The organism is Neptunomonas phycophila (assembly GCF_001922575.1).
GTDB lineage: Bacteria > Pseudomonadota > Gammaproteobacteria > Pseudomonadales > Balneatricaceae > Neptunomonas > Neptunomonas phycophila.
Genome location: NZ_MRCI01000001.1, coordinates 2,475,835 through 2,501,528, shown reverse-complemented (window position 1 = coordinate 2,501,528; position 25,694 = coordinate 2,475,835). Strand labels below are relative to the sequence as shown.

Here is a 25,694-nt window from a genome sequence, read left to right as displayed (position 1 = left end):
CCTATTGTGTCAAAATGTCACATATGTATTATGGTCTTAAAGTGTGCAATAAGCAATCAATGTGTCACTTTGGCACGCAAAATAACAAGCAATTTAATAGCCTAAATGGCGTCGATTACTCCAAACCTGACAGCGAAGAAGTGCGTCAGCTTAAGCGTGAGCTGTCTGAAATTAAAAAAGAAAATGAGTTCTTAAAGAAGGTGTCGGCGTATTGATGCCCTTGGGTGCTTCGCGAAGCAGCAAGAGTGAAGTACGCGCTGATGGCTGAATTTAGATCAGAATATATGTTATGCCTTATGTGTCGAGTTATGAGTGTATCGCGATCAGGTTATTATAAATGGATAGCCAGAGATAAAATCCCAGTGAGCCAACGTAGGGAAGCTGTGAAACAAGCGGTGACTCATTATTCATTCTGATCGAGGTGCGCAGTACCGGTCGATTAAATACCAAGATTTCATGCGCCGATATGTCTGCCAAATCAGCATGAGTAGGCGAGCGAATTGCTGGGACAATGCCGCGATGGAGTCTTTCTTTAGTCGCTTAAAAGTAGAGTAGGATAATGCGAAAGATTATCACTCGATAGAGGACGCGAAGTCGGGTATCTTCGAGTACATTGAAGTATTTTATAACCGTGTAAGAAGGCATTCAGCTTTGGGTTATATCAGCCCAGCTGAGTATGAGCGTATAAACGCATAACGAATGTCTACTTTTTATGGGTAAGACCAAAGCCAAAGGGAATGAATGTGAATGAAATTGGATTTCGAAAATCACATCAGAGTAGAACACGGTTATTTTTTATTTCCTCTACCTGATGAAAAGTACAAAGCTCTACCTGAGGTTTACGATAAAACTTGTGCCGTAATTTATATGGCGTCAAAAATAGTATCAGAACCTGATAAACATAAGGTGCCTTGTAAACCAATAGTTGAAGCATACATCAGGGCTGCATTAAGTGAATTGATTGCATTAGAAGAATTCATTCTTGATGAGTACCATGACATTGATCAACCGTTGTTCAAAATTTATAAAACTACAGACCCTATTTTGCATATGATCAAGCTATTGAGAAACTACAATATATATGTTTCATCCAGTATGGTGTCTCAAAAGTCGATGCGAGTAAGAACCCTTAGTGAAAAAATTCCAGAATTTGACATTGAAGTAGCGTATATTTCTAATTTAAATTTTGAGGCTATACGTAATTTACGAAGTAGTAAAGATTACACTGACGATCAGCTTCGAAGAATGCTAGACATATTTGAAGAACAACAAAATGTTTTTGGTATATCAACGTTGTTAATTAAAGTGGCACTTTCCTATATTGGGAAATTTGAACGATATATTAAGTCAATACCAGAAAATGGCTTATAACAAAGCGCACCATCAGCCCAAGTTTAGTTGGGCGCTTGTGGTTTAAAGTGATTTGCTGGTACAGGGTCGTGGTTTTGCTGTGCTAGTCGTTAGGAGTATCGATGGAAGATATCACAAAATTAGTAGGTGTATTTGTAAGTTTATTCGCGATATATAAAGTAGTTATAGATCTCGTGTTAGCGCATTCTTCTAAGAGAAGAGATGAATATGCGTTCACGAAACAATATATATCAGATCTACATACAAATGAAGAGCATCGGTATACTCTTGAAAAGGGTTTCTTCGCTATTACTGGAAAGCTATATTCTATTGAAGAAATTAAGTTGCTACTTTCGCAATCAACCCCTTCATATTCAATTTCACAACGCGGCACAATTGGTAATTTTGTTACATTCAGTGAGGAGTCGCAAAAATATAGTTGGAAAAAAAAATACGATAAGGACATCGTACGAAAGTATGCAAGTACTTGGTTTCTTATATGTTATATAGTAACTGCCTCTTTAGCATTAATACCCATTTATATCCAAGGAATTTCTATCCTGAGTGATTTATCCGTTGTGACGTTTGTAATATCTTTGTTTGTGGTAGCTGTTTCTTCTCTAGTACAGCATTCAAATTTTGATACAGCAAAGAAATTTATGGAAAATATTAAGTATGATAATACCTAAGAAGGGCGTTGAGGCAGCCAGATTACTCCCACCCCCCACCCCCCTCGACCTGCCGCCAAAAGCTCAGTTAAACTGTTCCAAACTAACATTACCTCGTTAGGTGCAACGGATGGCACGATTTAAACACTACGATTACGAGCAAACCAAGATGATTCCGCTGTGTTTTGCGGGATTAGTAGCTATAGATATCGATTGATTCTAATTCGATTTGGATCTCGGTCTCTTGGGTTGAATCTAAAAAAACATAATCACTTTTGGCCTTAATGAAGTTTTTAGCCATTAAATACTGTGTAAATTTTTCTTTTAAGGTGTTATCGATTGTCGTCTTGAAATATAGCGTTTCTTTAATAGGGCCGTTGTCGCCGAATGTGTATTTGTAGCGAGTTATAGAAGACGGGGCAATTTCCTATGTATCCATAAGTATTCCAAATCTGTAAAGCGGGTGTTTTATCGACAAGCTCACAAAGGTCAATGTAGTTGATATTAGGGTTGATAGTCGGGGTTGGCACGTCATATGGAAAAGTCTGCTGAGTTCTACAGTCAATATAGCTGGATCTAAAAGCGGCTGGCTATTGCTCGTTTCTCACAAAATATAGCCAATTATTTTAGTTCCGCTTAATGTGGCCGTTAATACTCTTCTAAAAGTCTCATCTTAATTTAGCGCTAGTAAGGAGTTACCCCGCACATATGAACATCCTTAAACGCAATAATGTCCAAGTCACAGGCAGTGGAGACGTCACGCTATTGCTGGCTCATGGCTTTGGTTGTGATCAAAATATGTGGCGTTTTTTGCAGCCCATGTTAGAAAATCGTTACAAAATTGTTCTGTTTGATTATGTAGGGTGTGGTCAATCGGACGCTTCCGCTTTCGACAAACAAAGATATCAGTCATTGGATGGCTACGCCCAAGATGTGGTCGAGATTTGTGAAGAGCTGAACCTTGAAAACGTGGTGTTTGTGGGGCACTCCGTCAGCTGTATCATCGGGTCGATAGCGGCGACAAGATCACCCAATATTTTCGAAAAGATTGTAATGGTGTGCCCATCACCTTGCTTTCTTAATTTTCCACCAGACTACTATGGTGGATTTGAAAAAGATGACTTGGAAGAACTAATTAACCTGATGGACAAAAACTACATTGGTTGGGCGAGTTATTTGGCTCCTTTGGTAATGGGGCAAACGAATAAAACGGAACTCATTGAAGAACTTCAAAATAGTTTTTGCTCGACAGACCCGCGTTATGCAAAGCCTTTCGCAAAAGCGACCTTTTTTGCTGACGACAGAGAGACCATCACCAAACTCAAGCTACCCACATTAATTCTGCAAAGTAAAAATGATAATTTGGCTTCGGTTGAAGTGGGGTTATACATGCATAAAGCAATCCCTAATTCCACGTTGGACGTGATTGATGCATTTGGGCATTGCTTACACATGACCGAGCCTGGAGTCGTGTGTGAGAAAATAGAGCAGTTCCTAGGTTGATGACCCAACCGAGCTTAGATTCCTTTCCGTGCTTGTTAATGGTGACGGATTTTGAAACTAATAAACTCGAATATATCAACCGTTCTGCAAGCGCCTGCTTGGGTATCAATACGGATGACATTCAACAGCACAGCTTATTCGATATTATCTCGAAGGCGAGCTCAATATTCTTCGAAAGCTATGTGAGGCCTACTATCGTCAGTACGGGGGAGTGCCAAGAAGTGCAGTTATCCTTGGTAGCCAGTAGTGGCGAAAAACTTCCCGCAGTGGCTAATATCGAACTAGCACAAGCAAAAATATATTGGTCAGTCTATACCGCTGTAGCGCGCGACAGGTTATATCAGGAGCTTATAGAGGTTAGGGAGCAGCTAGAAGAGGAGACCGAAAAGTTAGTCAGGTTAACTAGAATCGATCCACTTACTCAATTGCTCAATCGCCGTGCGGCTTTGGATGATCTTAATAGCCTACAGAAAAGGCTTCAGCGTCAGTTTATACCGGTTTCTTTTGTGATTATTGATATCGATTTGTTTAAAAAATTGAATGACACTTACGGTCACTCCCATGGCGATGAGGTGTTAGTTAAAGTCGCCGCTATTTTACAGAATGTTTCTAGGGCAAGTGATATTGTTGCACGTTGGGGTGGAGAGGAGTTTTTGGTGGTTTTGTATGGCTCGTGTGTCGAAGATACCCATTGTTTCTGTGAACGGCTGCACGCAGCGATAAGCAGCCTAAACGACTCGATTGATGGGGAGGTGTCGGTTAGCGTGGGTGTTTCTGCTTTGAGTGCGGAGTATTCTGTTTGTTCTGAAATGATCGATAATTGTATGAAGGAGGCTGATGCTGCTTTATATCAAGCGAAAAGCAAAGGACGTAGTCGAACGGAATATTTCGAGTCTGTATAGCGCTAATTTGGCCCCTTTGTGGGGCGTTGAGGCAGCCAGATTACTCCCACATTTATCGACCTACGACCAAAAGCTCAGTTAAACTGATCAAAACAAACGCTACCCAGCTAGGTGCAATGGATGGCACGTTTTAAACACTACAATGTTACAGAATTAGCCCAATAAATTTTTCGCGCTGAGCGAGCACTATGTTGTTTTGAGGTTTGTATGAAATATTGGATACTGTCTGTTGCTATCTCTTTCTTTGCATCCAGTGCACTGGGTAATGAATGCTTGCACCAAAAATACAAAAAATACGTAGATTTACAAACCCAGTGGCAGCATGACTACTCTAATTTAATGGTAGCTAACCACCCGGAGCTTAAGGAGGTTACGTATCGCTACAGAGATACCCAGTTAGCGCTTATTGAACAACGTTTTATCGCCTTTACTATTTATGTTGCTGATGCTCCTGAAAAAATACAAACAGAGAAGCCATTAAATCAATGGCTAGTTTTAAATCCATCGATAAAAAATGAATTAAGCCTCCAATACCCTAAATTCAAGATAATTGACGACAAAGTCGAATTGTACAATTCACTGGGCGATCACAAGGATGGGGACAACGCTCGTGAGGTATTTAGGAGCGAAATAGCACCCTCGCAGGAATTTTCACGTCTGTTGAGTCGCTTTAATTCAAACGTATCTGTTTTAAATGACACCAGTTGTCCAACTACATAATAACAAGGCGTTCGAAAGGGGGAATACATGGTGCGGCTTCGCCATTACAGCGTCATCAATGCTCCTCTTAGCGTAAGTTAAACAGTTAAACCACAGGGATGTATCGTGCAAGAATCACGGAAGTTAAAAGACTATTTGATTGAAAGGCCTAAGCCGCAAGGGATAGATGTTTTATGTAGCTTAAAACATTTTGCAATCATTACCTATGCCGTTCCGGCGGATAGGTTTAAGGGGATTTTTCCTGAGCGGTTTCAGTTAGATACGGTCGAGATAGGCGGCCGAGATAGGCGGCCGAGAAATGGGGCTGATTTCGGTTGTGCCCTTTATTGATGTTGATTTTACTTCAGCCGTTTTTCCATTTCCTAAATTTACGATGGGGCAGACAAACTACCGAATCTACATAATAGACACCGAGACGGGAGAGCGGTGTGTATGGTTTCTCGGTACGACATTAGACTCGTGGACACTCGCGGTGCCAAGATATGTTTGGAACCTTCCGTGGCATGCGGGAAAAGTGAAGTTTGATTGCACGGTCAATGAAGCTTCTGGTCTTTATGATAAGTATCACATGCAAACCACTTCCAACTGGGCAGAGGCGACGGTTAGCTTGATTCAGTCAGAATCTGATCAGTTTGATTTCCCCGGGTTTCCTGACGTTGAATCAGCTTTGGTGTACTTAACACACCCATTAGCAGGTTTCTATTATCGCCGGGATGGTAAACTCGGGACATATCGAGTCTGGCATAAAGAGCTAGCAGTTAAGCCAGCGCAGCTAGCATCAGCTAATTTCAAGCTATTATCTACGCTAGGAATTGTTATGGAATCGGAGCAAAGCTCGCCCTACAGCGTATTAATCGAGCCTATCAATGAATTCACTATTTATTTACCACCCACTGTCATTGAGTAGAATATGAACGGTTCAAGTAAGCAAAGATCCCCGACGCTGAAGCTAACCAAGCTTTTGGGTTGAGCCATTGCATAATCGCGCCGGTTAAAAACCCCGGTGCTTTGTGGGGCTCTCCTTCATGTAGGCGCCCATCATCACGTAATAGCTGAACACTAAGATAAAGTAAAAATATTATGCCGGCCCAGCGTAAGAATTCATTGAGACCCGGAACAGCCGTCAGTATTGAATAAAGACCCAAACCAATGGCAACGAAAAGAACGATAAAACCTAGAGTTGCGCCGGTGACGAACATCAGCCCTTTGGAGAGGGGGTAGCGAGTACCGCTGCTTAGGCATACCAAATTGACAGGCCCGGGTGAAATGGAGGCTGCTAGGGCAAATGCCGTCATTGGTAAAATCAGTGTGATTGTCATGGTAGTCTCTTTTTCGATTAGCTTTTGTTAGAGTTTGCGTAATCCTCAAGGCGAAGTATTGAACAAAATTGCGGTGGTTCTTTTTGGCTAATTTCCGCTGAATGCTATACCTGCCGCAATCAGAACGTCATAAATCAGTAAGTGCGAGATGCAAATGATTACCGGTAGCTGCCTATGTGGCAAAGTTAGTTATGAAATATCAGGGGAAGTGGGGGACATCGTTCACTGTCATTGTGTAACCTGCCGAAAAGCGCATGGCGCTGCGTTTTCAAGTGTAGCAGCGGTTAAGGACTGTGATTTCACTTTGTCAGGTCAAGAGTGGTTAAGCTCATATGAGTCATCCCCAGGCAAGGTGCGTTATTTTTGTTCTAGTTGCGGCACTCAAATTTATGCCAAGCGAGAAAGAACCGAGCATCTTATACTACGCTTAGGCTCTTTAGATACGGATCTTGCTAGCAAAGAAAAGAACCATATCTGGGTATCACAAAAAGCGAACTGGTATTCAATCACCAACAATTTGCCAGAGTGCCAAGAGTTTGAGTAAAACTCGTTTCAATGTGGGGTATGTGAAGCGAGTACATGAACAAGAATGTTAGCTTTTATGGAGAAAATGGATGTATTCCACGAAGTATGGAAAGACAATTAAATTATTTCTGATGGATGCTGATCCAGATGGAAGGATGGTATGCGAGTTGTCTAACTGGAATGGCAAAGCTTATCGAATACCGCGTGGGAAGGTCAAAGATTGCTCAGATAGACAAGACCTAAAAGGAACTTCTGTTTACCTTTTATTTGGTCGTGCCGAATCTTCAACCTCCAAAGCTAAAGTCTATATCGGCGAAGCTGAAAATGCTTATTCTCGTCTTGTTCAGCATGTATCTGAAAAGGAATTTTGGAACGAGTCTGTGGTTTTTATAAGCAAAGATGAAAATCTCAATAAAGCTCATATCAAGTACTTAGAATCCCGTCTATATGAAATTGCAACTTCAGCGGGAAGGTACGATATTGAAAATGGAAATACTCCTACACGAAGCTCTATCTCTGAGTCAGACCAAGCGGAAATGGAAGAGTTTATTGAGTATATAAAAATTCTTATCAATACAATGGGTTTTAAAGTATTTGAGCCGCTGATTAAAGTTGAGTCGAATACCAAAAACCCTGATGAGGTTTTCTTTGTAAAAGGGGCTAGAGGTGCAGATAGTCGAGGGAAAAGAACATCGGATGGGTTTGTTGTATTTTCTGGTTCCAAAGTAGCGGTTGATACAGTGCCATCTTTCCCAAAAGGTTTTAATGCCCTTAGAGATGAGCTAATAGAAAATGAAATCATTGTTAAAGAAGGTGAGGATCTGGTTCTAGTATCAGATTACCTTTTTAGTAGTCCATCTGCTGCTGCGGCTGTAATCATGGGGCGGAGCGCAAACGGGCTAATAGAATGGAAAAATTCTAAGGGTAAGGAATTAAAAGCTGTCGAAGAGACAGAAATATCAAAAGCCAACACGTCAATGCAGTCGATCGCTAACGTGTCGGTAGATTAAGGAGTTAGCAAGGGATAAAAATATGGATAAGATAATTGATGCTATTATTAACTGGGATTTCTGGATGCTTCTTGCTACAGCAACCATACCTCTTGCATTACATAATTATTCAAGAACGAGTACTACGATGAATGCCATTAATGAGTTAAGGCAGAAATGGACGATCAAATGGCAAGCTATCACCGATATACCAAAAGAATTTGACAATATTACACCGGTACAGCGTCATTTAATAATGGACTACCTCAATGAGTACGATCATTTTTGTACCTTGTATAACGAGGGGTTAATAAAGAAGTCGATAGTTAAAAAGACAAGAAAAACTACAATAAAAAATGCTTTTAATATTCATAAGTCATTTATTACGAGGTGGCGTGAAGAATACGATGCTGAAGCATGGATAAACTTGGAGTTATGCGCCAGTAAAATTTAGTGATTTTTTAAAGGGCTAGTTGCACGGGTGTATCGAATGACGTGCGATGACTGGGCGTTACCTACATGGAGTGTATATGAATCATAGAGTTGCGGGTTTTGATATTGCTAGAGCGTTAGCAATTTTTGGAATGGTTATTGTTAATTTCAAAATAGCTATGAATGCAGAGACAGGCAGCCCATTGTTAATGAGCTTTGCGCATTTGTTTGAAGGGCGAGCTTCTGCTGTGTTTGTTATTCTAGCCGGCATTGGGATAACCTTTATGACCGATAAGGCTAGAGTATCCTCGGATAGTCAATATATTTATAAAAGTCGTGTGTCGCTCATTAAGCGTGGCTTATTATTGATATTTATAGGGTTGTTATATACGCCAATTTGGCAAGCAGATATTCTACATTTTTACGGGTTCTATTTTTTAATTGCCTCTGTTGTCTTTATGTTTAATAACAGAACGCTACTATTATTATCAGCCGTTATCGTTCTAGTGTTTCCTGTTTTGATGTTGTTTTTTAACTACGGGCAAAACTGGAATTGGGGAACATTCGTCTATGAGAACTTTTGGTCGATTGATGGGATGGTTAGGCATATATTGTTTAACGGGTTTCACCCAATATTCCCGTGGGCCGCTTTTTTACTATTCGGTATTTGGCTGGGTAGACAAGATTTAACTCAACAGGCTGTCAGAAAAAAATTACTTTTAGGTTCTATGGTATCCTTGGTCCTCATCGAGGTGGCGTTTTATTTCATAAAATTAAGTATTGGAGACGGCTCTTTACTAGAAATGACCGAAGATGAAGTTAACTTCTTATTTTCGATTTCTATTATTCCCCCTTTACCTCAATACATGATCTCGGCAGCAAGCTCCGCAGTAATTACGATAGTGGGTTGTTTATATTTTTCTGATAAGTTTTCAGAAAGTAAAATACATAAGTGGTTATGTCAGACAGGTAAGTTGTCTTTAACCCTTTATGTTGCCCATGTTATTTTAGGCATGGGAATGCTTGAATACTTGGGATTACTAGTAAACCAAACAATTGATTTTTCATTATTTAGTGCATTAATATTCTGTGTTTGCGGAATTATCTTTAGCGTTATTTGGCTCAAATATTTTAAAGCTGGCCCTCTGGAGTGGCTTTTTCGTAAATGCGCAAGCTAACAAGAGACTACCGCTATTTTTCGTTTAATAAAGCGCTATACCTAAAAAGGATTCCTAATGCTTCTAAAAGGTCATTTTGAGCTGTTATCTATTTACAATCAGTGGATGAACTCAAAGCTTTATGAGGCGGCGAGCCAGCTATCAGATACAGAGTTAGCTAAAGATCGTGGTGCTTTTTTTGGTTCTATTTTGGGCACACTTAATCACATCATGGTGGGTGATATTATTTGGTTAAAGCGGCTGGCTAACCATCCAGCTTGCGCAAGTTTGTTACGTGAGACGGCTGGCATTGAACAGCCAACGCGCCTGGATCAAATGCTTTTTAAAGACTTGGGTCGCTTGTCTCAACAACGAACGCGGTTGGATAGCATAATTATTAATTGGATAGCCGAGCTATCCGAAGATGATCTGAATGTTGTGCTCACTTACCACAACACGCAAGGGGTTGCGGCTAATAAGCGGTATTCGAGTCTGGTTTATCATTTTTTTAACCATCAGACTCATCATCGCGGGCAAGTGTCTACGTTGCTCTTGCAAGCTGGTGTTGATATCGGGGTCACGGATTTGCTAGCGTTGATTCCGGATGAGTCTGGTGTATAACCAAGCCATTGGGCGGGCATCGCCTTTATTAACAGTCGTATAGGGATACCTTGGATGCTAAGGATAAATTTTGGACAATAATTGGAAGCCGAAAATTTGGGTAGCAATAGCTTTAGGTGTAATCCTTCAAGCATTTACATTTTTATACTTGAATAGGCCTAAAATATTCTGGGTTTATTTTTTGCTATCTTGCGTTGTTTCTATCATTGATTGGAAGTTTCAAACGTTTTTTTCAGTAGTCTTTTCATTGATCTGCCCCATTCATGCATTGTTTGTGGTTAAGCACTTTAAACATGCTACTAAGCGGGGGTGGTACTCCACGCGGTGGGGCTTACCAGTTATCTGTGCTACCTATTTTGTGAGTGTTTTTCTATTTCGATCTTTTCTGTATGAGCCTTTTATTTTTCCTTCCGCTTCAATGCGGCCCACTATTAATCAAGGTAACCATTTAGTTGTTAAGAAGCTTGGCTTCGGAACTTATGGAACATACGGTATGGATTTAATTAGCAGTGCAGTATCTTCTTCTAATCTTATGCAGAGGGGGAAACTGTATGCATTTTATCCTCCTCATACAGATACTCCTTTTGTGAAGCGGTTAGTGGCCATTCCCGGTGATAAAGTGGCTATTAGGGATAACGCTATTCGTATTAATGGTGCTTTATTAACCAAAGAAAGGTTGTATAAAACAGACGACGTAACTGTGTATCAGCAACAGCTGGACGGTATTAGTTACTCAATTCAACATATCAATGCACAGCGCTCTAAAGACATGGAAGCCGTTGTTGTTCCCGAAAATAGCTATTTTTTTCTGGGTGACAATAGAGATAATTCAGCAGATAGCAGGGTTTGGGGTTACGTAACCAGTGATAGAATTATTGGTGAAGTACTTTATATCATCGAATAAAGGCTCTCTACACTAGAGCTCTTTGTGGTTTATCTTATCCACAAAAGTGCGACAACTTATGGTGCCCGATATCTAATTTGGCGTTCCTTGTGAAAGGCAACTCAATAGATAAATCGGCAAGTAGAAACAGAGCAGCCAGCTATAACCGCAGCCAGCTGCTTTGGCCGTTATAACCCGTCGACTAACTTGAATGTGCAATTCATGGCTTGGTCTCTTAAGGGGATTAATGCTTGGTAGCTTTCGCTGAGATACCAGGCTTGAGCGGCTTCTTTATTCTCAAAGCGAATAATTGCGCCATTCGCTGTCTGTGATTCCCCTGTTAATAGTGTGGTCTTACCTTTGGCAATAAATTCTCCGTGGCTGGCGGTAACTGTTTTCGCTGCCTGTTGGCTGTATTGCGCAAGCTTTTCTGCATCGATAACGTTTGATTCAACAATGATATAGGCGCTCATAATGTTCTCCTGTGTTATGTGTTGACAAAGGGTAAATAGGTCTGGATATTTAAACAATAATCAATAAATTAACGTATTGTTTAAAATTATGAACACTGTGAAAATAGCTCCATTGCTTCTCGCTTTTGTTGAAGTGGCTCAGTTGGGCTCATTTACGCAGGCGGGGAAAAAGCTAAATCTAAGTAAGTCGGCGATTAGTCAGCAGATTAAGCGCTTAGAAGATGAGCTTAATACTCAGCTCATCTCTCGAAATAGTCGGGGTTTAACACTAACGCCAGCGGGCGAGATGCTGCTGAGTAAAGGCGCTTTTTTGTCTGAGCATTTATTTAATACGCTGCAAGATGTTAACACTGAGAAGGAACAGCCAAGTGGCGTTTTTCGGGTGTCCATACCGCCTTTTTTTGAAAGGAATATTTTGGTGCCTGCGCTTAAACAGTTTTGTTTGGAATACCCTTTGATAAAACCCGAGGTGCTCGTTAGCGGTCGCTGGCAGGATTTAATTCATAATCATTTAGATGCGGCTATTTTTGGCGGTAAGCTTAAAGATAGTGAGTATAAAGCGCAGTCCATTGGTCGGGTGAGGGATGTGTTTTGTTGCACTCCAAACTACATGAATCAAGCGGGGGCGTTGCATCAGTTGGCCGATATTGAGCAGCAGTCCTTCATTGCGACACCTTGGCAAAAGGATGCCATAAAACTCTACCGTGTTAATCATGAGGCAGAGATAACCATCAAGACGAATCATCAATACTTTACCAACAGTTTGAGTACGTTGGTCGATATGACGATGGCTGGTATGGGGTTGGCACTTATTCCTGAGTTTATTGCGCACCACGAGCTTCGCCAAGGGCGTTTGATTCGCGTGTTACCTGATTATCATGGACAGGATTGGCACTTTTATTATTTGCATCGCTATAGCCATTCGAAACCTATCCATGTTGAGCGTTTTTATTCGCTAATTAAGCACTTTTTTAGCATTGCCAACGAGAATCTGTAATGCTGAACACACAGTTTGAAGCCAATAGCCGGACTCAGTTTCTTAAAGAGTTCCATAAAATTGATTAAGCCTTCGGTAATTAGGAGTCTTCATGAATCATCATTCAGGATCATGCCTTTGTGGTGCGGTTAGCTATGAGCTTTTAGGGGATTTTCAGTCGTTCTTTTTATGCCATTGCACCCGTTGTCAAAAGGGCACCGGCTCGGCTCACGCGGCTAACTTGTTTGCTGCGGGTAGCCGGTTAACATGGTTGCGGGGCGAATCGGATATTAAAACCTATCAATACCCCGACTCACTACATATCAAAAGCTTTTGTCAGCATTGTGGGGCGGCTCTGCCGGTGTTGATTGAGAGTATTAATAGTGTGGTTGTGCCCGCGGGCAGTTTGGATACCCCAGTTCCGATACCGCCAACGGCGAAAATCTACGTGGCTGATGGCGCACCGTGGTTTAAAAATATTGATGACGTGCCCAGTTTTGATGAACTACCCAAACGCGGTGATTGAGTACATGTCTTATCACTCGCCCGCGAGTGTGGGGTCAAGGACCATGGATATGTGCTCAATACCGTCCTCCATGTAGGGTGGGGATACCGTCTTAAAGCCCTGTGCTTGGTAAAAACGCGCTAATCGAGATTGAGCCCCAATCTTTATGGGCTGCTGTGGCCAGGTTTCTAAAGTCGTTTTAATGGCCTGCTGGATTAGCGTGTGCCCTAGTTTTTCTTGTCTATACTCTTGTATAACCAATACCCGGCCTATACTGCTATGCGAGGGGTAGCTCACATCGGGCGCTAAGACTCTAGCGTATGCAATAGGCTGGTTTTGGTGCGTGGCGTACAGGTGCAAAGTACTTGGGTGCGTGTCTAGATCGTCTAGTTCTGGGTATGCACAGGCTTGTTCTACCACAAAGACATCGCAGCGTATTTTGAGTAATGAATACAAGGTGTGAACGGTAAGTTCGTTAAACGGGGAACAATGCCATGCGATCATGGGTCTTCCTTGGGTAAGCGTTTCTAATAATGCAGCCGCGTTTATATCCTAGTCTGATTCTTGAGTACAGCGCCGAGTGCTGTTTGGATGGCAGCAGGATTAAGGGGTGTTAGCCCTCTGTAAATGTAGACGTGTGAAGGAGTGCGATTGTGATAAAACCTGAAATTCCGCAAGACGAAGCAAAACGGCTTGAGGCGTTAAGGTCGCTGGATATTTTGGATACGCCGCCAGAGGAGCGTTTTGATCGGCTAACCCGCCTTGCTAAGCGTTTGTTTGATGTGCCGGTTGCTTCGGTGAGCCTAATAGACTCAAACCGTGAATGGTTTAAATCCTGTATTGGTCTAGATGTGAAGGAATTACCGCGGGATATTTCTTTTTGTGGTCATGCTATTTTGGGTGACCAGATGTTGGTGATTCCTAATGCGCTTGAAGATGAGCGATTTGCTGACAACCCTTTGGTCAATGATGAGACACATGTGCGTTTTTATGCCGGATACCCGTTGAGAGCGCCGGATGGCAGTAAATTAGGCACCTTGTGCATTGTTGATTATAAGCCACGATATTTTGAGCCCGATGACTTACAAGCGCTAGCTGATTTGGCATGCATAGCCGAGCGTGAGTTTTCGATGATGCAACTAGCTACTAAAGACGACCTAACGGGCATTTTAAACCGGCGTGGGTTTATGATGTTGTCGCGCCATAGCTTGAGCCTATCCGCACGTGACAATGTGATTCATTCGCTAGTGTTTATGGATTTAGATTATTTTAAATCGGTTAATGATCAGTTTGGACATCCAGAAGGGGATAGAGCCTTAGCTACGTTTGCTCGTGTAATGGAACATGAATTACGGGACTCTGATATTGTGGCTCGCTTGGGTGGCGATGAGTTTGCGGCGTTATTGAGCCATAGCACCAAAGCGGATGGCGAGGCTCTAATGGCGCGTTTGCAATCATCAATAGCGGCCATTAACCAGCAAGAGGGCCGTGGTTATGTGATTGCTTTCTCGTATGGGGTTGTTGAATACGATCGTAAAAAGCATGATTCGATTGAATCATTGATCGCGGAGTGTGATGCGCTAATGTACGAGGTTAAAAAAGCTAAACGCTAACGATTTTTTCTCTTCTTTTTAGGGCGTGCACTGCGCCGCTACCGTCAGCTACGACTTATCTAAACGCGATAGCCAATCGATAAAGAGCGCGGCTTCAGGCGAGACTTCTTGACCACTGTAGCGGACCAAATAAAAAGATTCGCTTGCTGGCACTCGGTGGCTAAACGGGGCGACAAGTTGGCCACTAGCGAGTAAGTCTTCCACCATGGAGGAGCGAGCTAAGGCGACACCGACACCCAGCTCGGCCAGCCGCAATGAGGCAAGTAATGTGTCCAATTGCATGCCACGGGACGGGTCGACTGTTTCTTCGTTCATCATAGAAAGCCAATATCCCCAGCCTTCTTCATAGCCCATTACATGGAGTAGGGTGTGGTTGGCTAAATCAGCGGTGGTGTGGATAGGTTGTTGTGCGAGCAACTCAGCAGAGCAGACTGGGAACAGGGTATCCCAGCTTAGGCGTTGCGAGGTATGCCCTGGCCATTTGCCGTTTCCCCAACGGATTTCCATATCATCATCGGCGTCGCTGTCTTTGACCCACAAGGTGCTGATATAACGGATGTCGATGTGTGGATAGAGCGCTTGAAATGCCGGGAGCCTTGGCGCTAGCCAGTGCACAAAGAAGGATAAACTCCCTCGAATTTTAACAGGCGTGCGCTGGTCTTGGCTAAATAGCTCGCTGGTTCCTGCGGCTAGCCGAGAGATGGAGTCTTGCACGACGGGTAAGTACGACAAGCCTTCGTCGGTTAGTTGTAAACCACGGGGTAAACGTTTAAATAAAGCGACACCGAGGTGCCGCTCCAGTAGGCGGATCTGTTGGCTAACCGCGCCTTGTGTTAGATGTAGCTCTTGAGCGGCTTTCGTAAAATTTAAGCAGCGCGCTGAGATTTCGAAGGTGCGTAGCCAGTTAAGTGGAGGTAACGCTTTTTGATTTATGGACATGTGTTAAAGGCGCTGCTAAGTACGTTAGGGGGTTTTCTGCCCCTTAGAGTACCTGACCCAAAAAGCGTTGCAAGCGAGGATGTCGCGAACTGAAAAAACGTTCGGGAGTTTCTTCTAATATAAGTTCGCCCTCTTCCATAAAGACCACTCGGTCGGCGACTTCCTTTGCAAAGTTCATTTCGTGAGTTACCACAACCATGGTCATTCCGTCGTTGGCCAAGCCTTTCATGACGTCTAGTACTTCACCCACCATTTCAGGGTCTAATGCGCTGGTAGGCTCATCAAAGAGCATGATTTTAGGGCGCATCGCCAAAGCGCGTGCAATGGCGACGCGCTGTTGTTGTCCGCCAGATAAGCGTGACGGATAGTTGTCCATTCGGTCGGTCAGACCCACACGGGTAAGCAGTTCGCGGGCATGCTGCTCGGCTTCGTCTTGACGCTCTTTAAGGACTTTGATTGGCGACATCATGACGTTGCCTAGCGCCGTTTTATGCGGAAATAAATTAAACTGCTGAAAGACCATGCCAACATCTTTACGTACGTGGTTAATGTTGGTCTTTTTATCCGTTAAGTTGACACCATCCATCACAATCGAGCCAGAAGAAATAGTCTCTAACTGATTAAGTGTCCGTAAAAAGGTGGATTTTCCCGATCCGCTAGGGCCTATGATGACCACCACTTCACCGGGTATGACATCCAGTGATACCTGCTTTAGGGCATGGCAGCCGTTCGGGTAGGTTTTATCAACATGGCGTGCTTTGATGATGGGTTTTGGATTAGTCACTGGCGGCTAACCTCTTCTCTAAACGCTGAATAGCCCAGGATAAGCCACCGGTCACTACCAAATATAAGGCAGCAATGGTGAACCAAACTTCGAATGGCGCAAAGCTGCCACTTACTACCTCTCGTCCAGCCTTGGTGAGGTCGGTAATTGAGATAACTGAGACTAGCGAGGAGTCTTTAATGAGGTTAATAAACTGCCCGGCCAATGGGGGTAAGGTGCGCTTAATGGCTTGCGGCATTATTACGTTAACCATGGCTTGCAGGTAGTTCATCCCCAAGGAACGCGCGGCTTCCATCTGTCCTACGGGCACAGCCTGTATGCCAGCACGTACGATTTCCGCTACATAAGCCCCCGTAAAAATAGATAGCGCAGCCACACCTGCCGTAAAGCGATCTAAATCAAATACGGTACCGATAAAGAAGTACACAATAAATATCTGAACCAGTAAGGGTGTACCCCGAATCACTTCTACGTATGTAACGGCTAGATTGCGCAGTACTTGTAAATGCGAGACACGCATTAAGCCAAAGATCACGCCTAATAGAATTGAAAAAATTAAGGAGATAAAAGATATTTTAATCGTAACCCAAAGCCCCTCAGCAATAGGGCCAAATCGCCAGCCTTCTATTCGGGCTAGGGTGTCGCCTTGGAAGATGAGGTCCCCATCCATTACTACTAAGCGATCGAAGCGCGTTACGATTTGAGGATCTGTGCCTACGTCAGGTTGAATGATGAGCTTGGATTGCCCTTCAATGACGGCCGTTCCATCGGTTGCGGCTATGATGTCTTGTGGCTCGGTATTAATGATATAAGGCCACAAACGATCCCAGTGCCAGTTGTAGTTGATACGCTGGCCCGAAAAATACACACCAAAAATAAGTACAGCCATGATGAGTGCATAGAGGCCATGGCCAAGCCAGCGGTTTGTTGGAGATTGCATACTGTCTCTTAAATAACAAAAAGAGCCTAGGGTCAGTAGGCTCTTATTTAGGTGGTGAAAGTGTAGCGTTTACTGGATGCTATCTACCCAGCTATCAGACTCAAACCACTTTTTATACATACGATTGTAAGTGCCATCTTTCTTGATCTGAACTAGGTAGTTGTTCAAAAAGTTAAGGAAGTTAGGGTCATCTTGACGAATTGCCATACCAATTGGCTCGTACGTGAAGGATTCAGCTAAATGCGCAACACGATCTTTGTTTTGTGAAGCGTACAATGCATTGTAAGGTAAGTCATAAACAAAGGCATCTGCTTTGCCGTTGGCTACTTGTAATACGGCATCGGCAGAGGTTTCGAACAAGTCTAATGTCGCTTTTGGTAGGTGTTTTTTAGCGGCTTCAGCACCTGTTGTGCCAATCTGCGATGAGATGCGGTATTTAGCATCGTTTAAATCACGATAGCTGGTAATTTCACCTTTTAGCGCGGGATTGATGATAACGGTTTGTCCGATTTCGATATACGGATCAGTAAACATTACTTTTAAGTTGCGCTGTGCCGTGACCGTCATGCCACCAATAATAATGTCGCACTTGCCTGTTTGCAGGGCAGGGATGATGCCATCCCATGCTGTATTTACAGGCACAAACTTGACGTCCATTGAGCGCGCCATGTGTTTAGCGATATCAATATCAAAACCTATGAAACGGCCGTCTTTTGTTTTCATTTCGAATGGGATGTAACCCGCTTCAAAACAAACCTTAAGTTCATTGCTTGAAAGGATGTTGTCTATGGCTGAGTTTGCAGCGTTGGCAGCAGAAGTGGCAATAAGAGTGCTTGCAAGCGCTAAACCGGTAAATACTTTTTTAAAACTAGGTTTCATGTGTTTCCTCATCCAATCGCTAGGCATATCGATGTTTAGATCAGTGTAGGTCGCAGAGCTGGCTATCTGGCTAAACAGAATAGGGCACACAATATAAACAAGAGCGCCGGTTAGGAGTAACTATGATATCTGCCTCTAAGACCCTATTTTTTTAATGGCTAGGCGTCAATATGCTGATGAATTCACTATTATATGCGTATTTGTCGGGTAATTTTCTATTATCTCCTTTAATTTTTTATGGCTTCGTCGTTAAAATGGGCAAAATTTTTAAGCTGATGGATAAACAATATGCATACGTTAACAATCCTTGATGGTGGTATGGGTCGCGAACTCGCACGTTTGGGGGCGCCTTTTAAGCAACCCGAATGGTCTGCGTTGGCGATGATGGAAGCACCAGAGATTGTAAAAGAGGTACATAAATCGTTTATCGCGGCGGGCTCACGTGTCATTACGACTAACAGTTATTCGTTGGTGCCGTTCCATATCGGCGAAGAGGTGTTTAAGGCGCGTGCGGCTCAGTTAGCTCGGGATTCTGCCCGAGTGGCAAATGAAGCGGTTGCTGAAAGTGGCCAAGCGGTACGTGTGGCTGGCTCTTTGGCTCCTTTATTTGGCTCTTACCGGGCCGATCTTTATCAACCAGAGCAGGTAGATAATATTGCGCGTCCGTTGATTAATGCACTAAATGATCATGTCGATCTGTGGCTTAATGAGACACAGAGCTTGATATCTGAGTCATTAGCAATGATGGCGCTAGTTGATGAGATTGATACCCAGAAAAAGCCGTATTGGGTGTCGTTTACGCTAGAAGATGCTTTCGAAACAGCGGAGCCTTGCTTGCGCTCTGGTGAAACGGTGGCCGATGCGGTGTTGGCAATGGCAAACGCGGGTGTTGATGCCATTTTGTTTAACTGCAGCCAGCCTGAGATTATCGCCGATGCCATTGATGTAGCCAACCTTGTGTTAACAGGTTTGCCGCGGAAGATTCAGATAGGCGCTTATGCGAATGCGTTCCCTCCTCAGCCAAAAGACGCGACGGCCAACGAAGGGTTGGATGAATTACGTGCGGATTTAACTCCCGATAGCTACCTCGTGTGGGCAAAAAAATGGCAGCAGCAGGGCGCTACATTAATAGGGGGGTGTTGTGGTATTGGCCCTGATCATATCAAAGCCCTAGCGCAAAACCTGTAACGCTGTTCGGTGGCTTGTATGCCCCATAAATAGTTTGTTGTGGGGCTGTATTACAGGCGCTTCGTTGACCGTGCGCCGCATAAGATCTCGACGCTTTAGCGCCTTATATTTTATAATGCCTATTCTATTTTTTACCCCATGATGGATTGCAGGGTGTTCCTATGCTGGAAAGTTTTGGCGTTATCAATATCTGGACGTACATTGCAGGCTTGGTTGTGATTATTCTTGCCCCGGGCCCCAACTCTTTATATGTGCTTAAAACGGGTTCTACGTTAGGGTTTAATGCGGGGTATCGTGCGGCTTCCGGTGTGCTGATCGGTGATGCGATACTGATATTATTATCATACCTTGGCGTAGCGTCGCTTATACAAACATCGCCTATCCTTTTTACCATCATCCGTTATTTGGGGGCGATTTATCTGCTGTATCTGGGCGGATCGTTAATTTACAGTAACTGGATCGCAAAAAAAGGGCATTCTGCGAGCCCTAAAGTGAAGCAAGAAAGAGTGTTTCGTAAGTCTTTGATGTTGAGCTTGACCAACCCAAAAGCGATTTTATTTTACGTATCGTTCTTTATTCAGTTTATCGATTTCAACTACGAACACACGTGGATCTCCTACAGTATTTTGGCGGTTATTCTGGAAGTGGTGAGCTTTACGTACTTAACGATGCTAATCCTTATCGGTAGCTCGCTTTCCCGTTACTTTCGTAAAAATCAAACGATGGCAAAAGCTGGAAATAGCTTGTTAGGGCTTATCTTTATGGGGTTTGCTGCTCGATTGGCTGCTATCAACTAGGGGCTATTCGCTGTTTAAAGCACTGTGAACGTGCGCTTTTTTAACATGGATGAATAACGATAATAATGACTGATCAATACGAATATAAACCGCGCCAAATCGAGAAAAACCCCGCAAAAGAGTTCCGCTTTGGCGAAGGTCGCATTAGTTGTTATCTGTCGGTCACGCTGGGCATTTTAAGCCTGCTCGCGGTGTTGGCTTATTTATATCCGTCGTATTTAACGACCACTGAGCTGCGGAAAGTCTATGATGCCAAGCAGCTACAAGATGTTCTTAAGTACGGTATGTATTTTTCGCTGATGTTTGGTGCGTTAACCTTGGTGCTTAACCGAGCCAAATATAAGTACTACGCGTTAACGGGTATCGGGTTTACCTTACTTGCTTTTGCGTTGGGAGGTTACAGTATCCCTGTTGGTCCGGTTGAACCGCGAGAGCTGTCATTAGGCGTTGATTGGTTGATTTTGGCGTTTTTGGCGTCTACGGCTGTTTTTATGGTATTGGAAAAGGTGTTCCCTAAATACCGTGACCAGTTGATTACCCGGCCCGAGTGGGGCACGGATATGTTCTATTTCTGCTTTAACCATTTGGCAATTTCTGCCATTTTGATTTTTGCTAACTACCATGCGAGTCACTTTAGCTGGGCATTAAGCCCAAGCGTGCAGGAGTCTGTTCAATCGTTACCGATTTTAGTGCAGTTTGTTCTCATCGTATTATGTGCAGACTTTGTTTTGTACTGGGAACACCGTGCTTACCATGAGATAAAAGCGCTGTGGCCGATTCATGCGGTTCACCACTCTATCGAAAATTTAGATTGGCTAGCAGGCTCGCGAGGGCATTTTATTCAGGTGTTTTCGGAGCGAGCAATGGTTATGATACCGCTGTACTTGCTCGGGGCTGATGAGGTTGCGTTAAATGCTTACGTTACCTTTGCCGCGCTTCAAGCTATTTTGATCCACTGTAATTTGGATCTTCCTTTTGGGCCGCTTAAGTATATTTTAGTGACGCCGCAATTCCACCACTGGCACCATAGCTCCGAAAAGCCCGCTATTGATACCAACTATTCGGCACATACGGTTTTATTTGATCGCATGTTTGGCACTTATCACTTGCCGGGCAATCACTGGCCAGCTGAATATGGAACGACAGTTCGTTTACCCCGTTCTATTTACGGGCAAACGTTTTATCCCATTGAAGCCAATCGAAAACGGCTGCGAAGTAACAGTTCCAAACAGTAAAGATAGAGATATTGTTAAGACAGAGTGGATCTAAAAAAGAGCCGCCCTGTCTTAATGCTAGCTATTGTGTCGCACTGTATCGTTCGGCCATAGAATTGGCTGCTATCATAGCGTTATAAACATCATTGGGCGTGACTTGCATGGTCATATTGCCCATGGTGTCTTCTTTACTACAGGCAATTTCTGCTACTTTACGCCATTCCGCCTCTACGAATGTTTTAAGGCCTAAGTCTTTTAACGTGAGGGGAAGGTTTACGGTTTTAATGATACGTATAACTTCATCAATTTCTGCTTGTGGCGCATTTTCTAATACGAGTTGAGTGAGTAACCCAAAGGTGACTTTCTCACCATGCTGCGCGCCGTGTAAATCGGGCACGGCTGTCATACCGTTATGGATGGCGTGAGCCGCTGCTAAACCTCCCGCTTCTGCGCCTACACCACTGAGGTAAATAGTAGCTTCTATTGTTTGTTCTAGGGCAGGAGTTGAAACCTTGTTATTCACTGCATCCATCGCGGCTGCAACGTTTTCGCAGAGCAGTTCATAACATAACTTAGCTAAACCAAGTCCTGTACGGGAGGGCTTTTTCAATACCAAATTGATGCCATCTGATTGGTAACATGCTCGCGCCTCAAAATAGGTTGCAAGAGCATCGCCCACACCTGCAGCAAAAAATCGAGCGGGGGCGGCCGCTAAAATATCGGTATCTGCTATAACGGCATCAGGGTTTTGAGGTAGGAAAAGGTAGCGGTCAAACTCTCCATCATCTTTATAAATTACTGCTAATGCGGTGCAAGGCGCATCGGTAGAGGCAATAGTAGGATAAAGAATGACCGGAAGTTTATGGTAAAAAGCGACCGCTTTTGCGCTGTCTAATGTTTTACCTCCACCGATGCCAACGATAACATTAGCGCCATTCTCTGTGGCTAACGAACCTAATCGGTTGATTTCTGTCTCGGTACATTCATAGTTAAACCGTTCGATGGTGATACTCATGCCTGCATCTTGAAATGCTTTGGTCGACTGGTTATGCACACGGTCTAAGATAAACTCATCGCTGATTACAAAGGCGTTATTACCAAAGTCGTTTACATAATCATGCATCTGGCTGAGTAGCCCCGGCCCTATAATAAATTTTTTTGGGGACGTGACAGTACGAGGGGTAGGTAGCATAAAAACTCCATCTTTGATGCTATACGGCCAAGAATATAGCGGTACGTTAGGTTTGTTATTTTAATCCTTCGATACAGCGTGAAGCTTGGTCTAAAAGTAAACTATGCCTGAGGAGTGCTAAGTACCATTATTCGAAAGGAGGTTTTTAGTAGTACTAAATGGGTGGTTTTTGTGTCTATGGTATTGTTTTTTGTGTTAGACACTGCAATTCGAGCTGCTTACTTCGCACGGTTAGCGGTTTGCTTGATTAGCATTTCGCGCATAGTCCGTATAAATAATTCTTTGCTGCGACCACGACGACAAATCATCGAAAAAGGTGCTTGATAGCCAAATTCGCTTGGCAGGAGTGGGCGCAGGCGCTTCTCTTTTACCGCAATTTGCACATAGTGTTCGGGCAGGTAACCAACATATTTTCCGGACAGTATAAGAGCTAGTTGTGCCTCCATGCTTTCTACGGTTGCCGTGCTGTGACCAAATCCGCGTTTTCTAAGATCGGCGGCATTCCAATAGCTTCGGGTCACTAATCCATAGCGCGTAACTTGTTCTACGGTGACACCGCGATCAGGAAACAGTGGATGAGTATTGCTGCAGTAAAGCCAATGCTGCTCGCGATAGAGTTTTTCTTCTATGACATTGTTTACGCTAGATGGGAAGTTGCCAATGGCGAGATCTAGTTGGTTATTGAGGATGCCTTGTACTTGCTCGTGCGGGCTGCGTATTTGTAAGTTGAGGTGCACGGCGGGGAAGCGGTCGTTAAATTGCTGAATAATTTCTGGCAGTGATAGAACTTCATCCATAACGGTAGCGTCTAAAACCGCAATACGAAATGTGCCGCCCATATCGCCTTTTAAGGCTTCTGCATGCCTTTCTAGTTCGTCCATCTCAGCCAGTAGCTTTACGGCTTGATGAAGGAATTCTTGGCCTTTTTCGGTCAGCATAAAGCCTGACCGACCTCGTTGACACACGACAAAGCCTAAATAACTTTCAAGCTCGCTCATGTAATTACTAATAGCCGAGGTCGTGAGATTGAGCTCTTGTTGGGCACCTGAATACCCTTGGTGTTTTACAACCGTTATAAACACTTCTAAAAGCCGGATATTGATGCGCTTTTCAGATCTCATTTAGGGTGTTTCCACGTAATTTTGGAAGGTTTTTTACTTCAGTAATTTCTGAACTGATTATTTCAGGTTTGCTATTTAACCGTCAAGGTCGCTTACCTAGGATGAATATATGCCATAGGCGCACTTTGTTATTGCGCATCATCAGTTGAGGAATATTTAGAATGGAAAAGCCACTACATCAGCCCCAAAGCGGAAACGATATGCCACGTTTTGGTGGACGAGCAACCATGATGCGGTTGCCTTTTGTTGAAGACTTAGCCGGTTTAGATGCAGCTTTTATTGGTATTCCGTTGGACATAGGTACATCTCAGCGGGCCGGAACGCGATATGGGCCGCGTCAAATTCGCGCCGAGTCGGTTATGATTCGCCCTTATAACATGGCAACTGGCGCGGCACCCTTTGATTCATTATCGGTAGCAGATATTGGCGATGTCCCCATTAATACTTATAACTTGCTTAAGTCTGTCGACATCATTGAAGATTACTACACACAGTTAAACCCTTATCCTTTAATACCGCTTACCTTAGGCGGAGATCACACGCTTACCTTACCGATTTTACGGGCGCTGACTAAAAAGCAAGGCCCTGTTGCCTTAATTCATATTGATGCCCACACCGACACGAACGACACCATGTTTGGCGAGAAGATTGCTCACGGTACCACTTTTCGCCGTGCTGTTGAGGAAGGGTTGTTGGATTGTGAGCATGTTTTCCAGATAGGCCAGCGTGCTCAGGGGTATTCGGCTGAGGATTTCAAATGGGGTGAAAGCCAAGGGTTTACGCTCAAGACAGCTGAGCAATGTTGGCATAAATCACTCGAACCGCTCATGGCCGATATCCGTCAAGCTATTGGTGATCGTCCTGTTTATTTGTCGTTTGACATCGATGGTATTGATCCTGCTTGGGCTCCGGGTACAGGAACACCGGAGGTTGGCGGCTTAACCTCTATTCAAGCGCTAGAGATTGTACGAGGTTGTAAAGGGTTGAACCTAGTCGGCTGTGATTTGGTAGAAGTGGCACCGCCTTACGACGTGAGCGGCAACACATCACAATTGGCGGCTAACCTGCTGTACGAAATGTTATGCGTTTTGCCGGGTGTGACTTATCGATAATCCTATGTTGAGCAAGCGGGTGTGTTATGAAGTTAGAAATTTTTCGGACCTTATGGGGTGTTCAAACCCCAATTGAGTGCTTGGCTGGGGGACTAAAAGCAAAGGGATTTTGCGGTGTTGAATCACGCTTTTCCGAAGAGAAGCATGAACGCCTGCACTTTAGACGCGTGCTAGAAGATGAAGGTTTGAGCTTTATAGGTATTATTTTTACCGGCTCAGACGTGATTCCTGATCAGTCTGAAACCAGCGCTCAGCACTTAGAACGTTTAGCCCGCAAACTAAGAGACGCCCATGATTTAGCGCCACGTTTTATCAATGTTCTTCCTGGGAATGATCGTTGGTCGCTGACAGAGCAAGTGGACTTTTTTGGTAAAGCGCAAGCGTTAGCAAAAGACCACAATATGCTTTGCAGCTTTGAAACACACCGCGCATCGTCTCTATATAGCCCGTGGGTAACCATGGATTTAATTCGACAATTACCCGACCTGCAATTTACGACAGATATTAGCCATTGGGTGTTGGTCTGCGAGCGATTACTGAACAGTGAGCAAGATGATTTATCACCATTTCTAGAACGCGTTCATCATATTCAAGCTCGGGTCGGTTATGACCAAGGCCCTCAAGTGCCTCATCCTGCTGCTCCAGAATATGCGGAATCGTTGGCTTTTCATCAAGGGATTTGGGAAAGCGTTTGGCGACAGCACCTAAAAAAAGGTTACGAACAAACCACCTTGACCACAGAGTTTGGGGCCGATGGTTATTTGCACCATCTGCCTTTTACTAATGTGCCAGTGGCTGATTTAGCGTCGTTGAATGATTGGATGGCTTTAACTGAGCGGCAGCACTTTCAAGAATTTTTAGCACACATGTACGCCACACAATAGAGTCGATT

30 protein-coding genes and 1 pseudogene are annotated in these 25,694 nt (G+C 43.7%); 22 read left to right on the top strand and 9 right to left on the bottom strand.

Annotated features, from left to right (window positions below; genetic code table 11):
- The first annotated feature begins 14 nt into the window (after positions 1-14).
- The 8 genes from BS617_RS18175 (at position 15) to BS617_RS11340 (ending at position 6,050) form a co-directional block, all read left to right on the top strand.
- On the top strand, positions 15-215 hold the full coding sequence (locus BS617_RS18175; protein ID WP_139303160.1) for a hypothetical protein: 201 nt from the start codon (positions 15-17) through the stop codon (positions 213-215).
- A gap of 364 nt (positions 216-579) precedes the next feature.
- A complete protein-coding gene (locus tag BS617_RS18580) occupies positions 580-696 on the top strand; it encodes an IS3 family transposase (RefSeq protein ID WP_139303203.1) in 117 nt (38 codons plus the stop codon).
- Positions 697-747: 51 nt separating this feature from the next.
- Positions 748-1,371, top strand: a complete 624-nt coding sequence (locus BS617_RS11365) for a hypothetical protein (protein ID WP_075172914.1) — start codon at positions 748-750, stop codon at positions 1,369-1,371.
- A gap of 101 nt (positions 1,372-1,472) precedes the next feature.
- Positions 1,473-2,039, top strand: a complete 567-nt coding sequence (locus BS617_RS11360) for a hypothetical protein (protein ID WP_075172913.1) — start codon at positions 1,473-1,475, stop codon at positions 2,037-2,039.
- Positions 2,040-2,726: 687 nt separating this feature from the next.
- Positions 2,727-3,521 (top strand): alpha/beta fold hydrolase, encoded by a 795-nt coding sequence (locus BS617_RS11355; RefSeq protein WP_075172912.1) that lies wholly within the window; start codon positions 2,727-2,729, stop codon positions 3,519-3,521.
- Complete coding sequence (locus tag BS617_RS11350; protein ID WP_075172911.1) at positions 3,521-4,423, top strand: sensor domain-containing diguanylate cyclase; 903 nt, start codon at positions 3,521-3,523, stop codon at positions 4,421-4,423. The genes BS617_RS11355 and BS617_RS11350 overlap by 1 nt, the downstream gene beginning before the upstream one ends.
- Before the next feature lie 207 nt (positions 4,424-4,630).
- Positions 4,631-5,143 carry a hypothetical protein gene (locus BS617_RS11345; protein ID WP_075172910.1) on the top strand — a complete coding sequence of 171 codons (513 nt, stop codon included), beginning with the start codon at positions 4,631-4,633 and terminating at the stop codon, positions 5,141-5,143.
- 298 nt (positions 5,144-5,441) lie between these two features.
- A complete protein-coding gene (locus BS617_RS11340; RefSeq protein WP_249263599.1) occupies positions 5,442-6,050 on the top strand; it encodes a DUF2071 domain-containing protein in 609 nt (202 codons plus the stop codon).
- A gap of 16 nt (positions 6,051-6,066) precedes the next feature.
- Here BS617_RS11340 and BS617_RS11335 read toward each other — a convergent pair.
- A pseudogene (locus tag BS617_RS11335) lies at positions 6,067-6,462 on the bottom strand (LysE family translocator); the annotation flags it as partial.
- A gap of 148 nt (positions 6,463-6,610) precedes the next feature.
- Between BS617_RS11335 and BS617_RS11330 the strand changes: the two are divergent.
- From BS617_RS11330 to lepB, 6 genes are all read left to right on the top strand, one after another.
- Complete coding sequence (locus BS617_RS11330; RefSeq protein ID WP_249263598.1) at positions 6,611-7,006, top strand: GFA family protein; 396 nt, start codon at positions 6,611-6,613, stop codon at positions 7,004-7,006.
- A gap of 70 nt (positions 7,007-7,076) precedes the next feature.
- A complete protein-coding gene (locus tag BS617_RS11325) occupies positions 7,077-7,997 on the top strand; it encodes a GIY-YIG nuclease family protein (protein ID WP_075172909.1) in 921 nt (306 codons plus the stop codon).
- A 22-nt stretch (positions 7,998-8,019) separates the two neighbouring features.
- Positions 8,020-8,430, top strand: coding sequence for a DUF4760 domain-containing protein (locus BS617_RS11320; protein WP_075172908.1), 411 nt, complete (start codon positions 8,020-8,022; stop codon positions 8,428-8,430).
- Positions 8,431-8,506: 76 nt separating this feature from the next.
- The gene (locus tag BS617_RS11315) at positions 8,507-9,586 is read left to right on the top strand and encodes a DUF418 domain-containing protein (RefSeq protein ID WP_075172907.1); all 1,080 of its coding nucleotides are present in this window, start codon (positions 8,507-8,509) and stop codon (positions 9,584-9,586) included.
- A 57-nt stretch (positions 9,587-9,643) separates the two neighbouring features.
- Entirely contained in the window at positions 9,644-10,186 is a 543-nt protein-coding gene (locus BS617_RS11310) for a DinB family protein (protein ID WP_075172906.1), read from the top strand.
- Positions 10,187-10,256: 70 nt separating this feature from the next.
- A complete protein-coding gene (gene lepB / locus BS617_RS11305; protein WP_075172905.1) occupies positions 10,257-11,090 on the top strand; it encodes a signal peptidase I in 834 nt (277 codons plus the stop codon).
- Positions 11,091-11,257: 167 nt separating this feature from the next.
- Here lepB and BS617_RS11300 read toward each other — a convergent pair whose 3' ends face one another.
- Complete coding sequence (locus BS617_RS11300) at positions 11,258-11,542, bottom strand: DUF1330 domain-containing protein (RefSeq protein ID WP_075172904.1); 285 nt, start codon at positions 11,540-11,542, stop codon at positions 11,258-11,260.
- Positions 11,543-11,630: 88 nt separating this feature from the next.
- Between BS617_RS11300 and BS617_RS11295 the strand changes: the two genes are divergently transcribed.
- Both BS617_RS11295 and BS617_RS11290 read left to right on the top strand, forming a co-directional pair.
- Positions 11,631-12,539: a LysR family transcriptional regulator gene (locus BS617_RS11295; protein ID WP_075172903.1), complete on the top strand. Its 909-nt coding sequence runs from the start codon at positions 11,631-11,633 to the stop codon at positions 12,537-12,539.
- Between the two features lie 91 nt (positions 12,540-12,630).
- Positions 12,631-13,044, top strand: coding sequence for a GFA family protein (locus BS617_RS11290; protein ID WP_075172902.1), 414 nt, complete (start codon positions 12,631-12,633; stop codon positions 13,042-13,044).
- A 12-nt stretch (positions 13,045-13,056) separates the two neighbouring features.
- On the opposite strand, the gene BS617_RS11285 is transcribed toward BS617_RS11290, so the two are convergent.
- Entirely contained in the window at positions 13,057-13,527 is a 471-nt protein-coding gene (locus BS617_RS11285; RefSeq protein ID WP_075172901.1) for a GNAT family N-acetyltransferase, read from the bottom strand.
- A gap of 149 nt (positions 13,528-13,676) precedes the next feature.
- Here BS617_RS11285 and BS617_RS11280 point away from each other — a divergent pair, with 149 nt between their 5' ends.
- Positions 13,677-14,636: a sensor domain-containing diguanylate cyclase gene (locus BS617_RS11280; protein ID WP_075172900.1), complete on the top strand. Its 960-nt coding sequence runs from the start codon at positions 13,677-13,679 to the stop codon at positions 14,634-14,636.
- A 48-nt stretch (positions 14,637-14,684) separates the two neighbouring features.
- Here the strand turns inward: BS617_RS11280 and BS617_RS11275 are convergent, their stop codons facing one another.
- From BS617_RS11275 to BS617_RS11260, 4 genes are all read right to left on the bottom strand, one after another.
- Positions 14,685-15,575 (bottom strand): LysR substrate-binding domain-containing protein, encoded by an 891-nt coding sequence (locus BS617_RS11275; RefSeq protein WP_346424310.1) that lies wholly within the window; start codon positions 15,573-15,575, stop codon positions 14,685-14,687.
- Positions 15,576-15,618: 43 nt separating this feature from the next.
- A complete protein-coding gene (locus BS617_RS11270) occupies positions 15,619-16,359 on the bottom strand; it encodes an amino acid ABC transporter ATP-binding protein (RefSeq protein ID WP_075172899.1) in 741 nt (246 codons plus the stop codon).
- Entirely contained in the window at positions 16,352-17,299 is a 948-nt protein-coding gene (locus BS617_RS11265) for an amino acid ABC transporter permease (RefSeq protein ID WP_075172898.1), read from the bottom strand. Before BS617_RS11265 ends, BS617_RS11270 begins: the two co-directional genes overlap by 8 nt.
- A gap of 69 nt (positions 17,300-17,368) precedes the next feature.
- Complete coding sequence (locus tag BS617_RS11260; RefSeq protein WP_075172897.1) at positions 17,369-18,178, bottom strand: transporter substrate-binding domain-containing protein; 810 nt, start codon at positions 18,176-18,178, stop codon at positions 17,369-17,371.
- A gap of 288 nt (positions 18,179-18,466) precedes the next feature.
- Here BS617_RS11260 and BS617_RS11255 point away from each other — a divergent pair, with 288 nt between their 5' ends.
- The 3 genes from BS617_RS11255 (at position 18,467) to BS617_RS11245 (ending at position 21,398) form a co-directional block, all read left to right on the top strand.
- Entirely contained in the window at positions 18,467-19,366 is a 900-nt protein-coding gene (locus BS617_RS11255; RefSeq protein ID WP_212667428.1) for a homocysteine S-methyltransferase family protein, read from the top strand.
- Between the two features lie 161 nt (positions 19,367-19,527).
- Positions 19,528-20,163 (top strand): leucine efflux protein LeuE, encoded by a 636-nt coding sequence (gene leuE, locus BS617_RS11250; RefSeq protein ID WP_075172896.1) that lies wholly within the window; start codon positions 19,528-19,530, stop codon positions 20,161-20,163.
- 65 nt (positions 20,164-20,228) lie between these two features.
- Positions 20,229-21,398 carry a sterol desaturase family protein gene (locus BS617_RS11245; protein WP_075172895.1) on the top strand — a complete coding sequence of 390 codons (1,170 nt, stop codon included), beginning with the start codon at positions 20,229-20,231 and terminating at the stop codon, positions 21,396-21,398.
- A gap of 61 nt (positions 21,399-21,459) precedes the next feature.
- Here the strand turns inward: BS617_RS11245 and BS617_RS11240 are convergent, their stop codons facing one another.
- Positions 21,460-22,569: a glycerol dehydrogenase gene (locus BS617_RS11240; protein ID WP_075172894.1), complete on the bottom strand. Its 1,110-nt coding sequence runs from the start codon at positions 22,567-22,569 to the stop codon at positions 21,460-21,462.
- 218 nt (positions 22,570-22,787) lie between these two features.
- A complete protein-coding gene (locus BS617_RS11235; protein WP_075172893.1) occupies positions 22,788-23,690 on the bottom strand; it encodes a LysR family transcriptional regulator in 903 nt (300 codons plus the stop codon).
- Between the two features lie 161 nt (positions 23,691-23,851).
- Between BS617_RS11235 and speB the strand changes: the two genes are divergently transcribed.
- Together speB and BS617_RS11225 are read left to right on the top strand one after the other, a co-directional pair.
- Positions 23,852-24,802, top strand: a complete 951-nt coding sequence (speB, locus tag BS617_RS11230) for an agmatinase (RefSeq protein ID WP_075172892.1) — start codon at positions 23,852-23,854, stop codon at positions 24,800-24,802.
- A gap of 26 nt (positions 24,803-24,828) precedes the next feature.
- The gene (locus BS617_RS11225) at positions 24,829-25,686 is read left to right on the top strand and encodes a sugar phosphate isomerase/epimerase family protein (RefSeq protein ID WP_075172891.1); all 858 of its coding nucleotides are present in this window, start codon (positions 24,829-24,831) and stop codon (positions 25,684-25,686) included.
- The last annotated feature ends 8 nt before the right edge of the window (positions 25,687-25,694 follow it).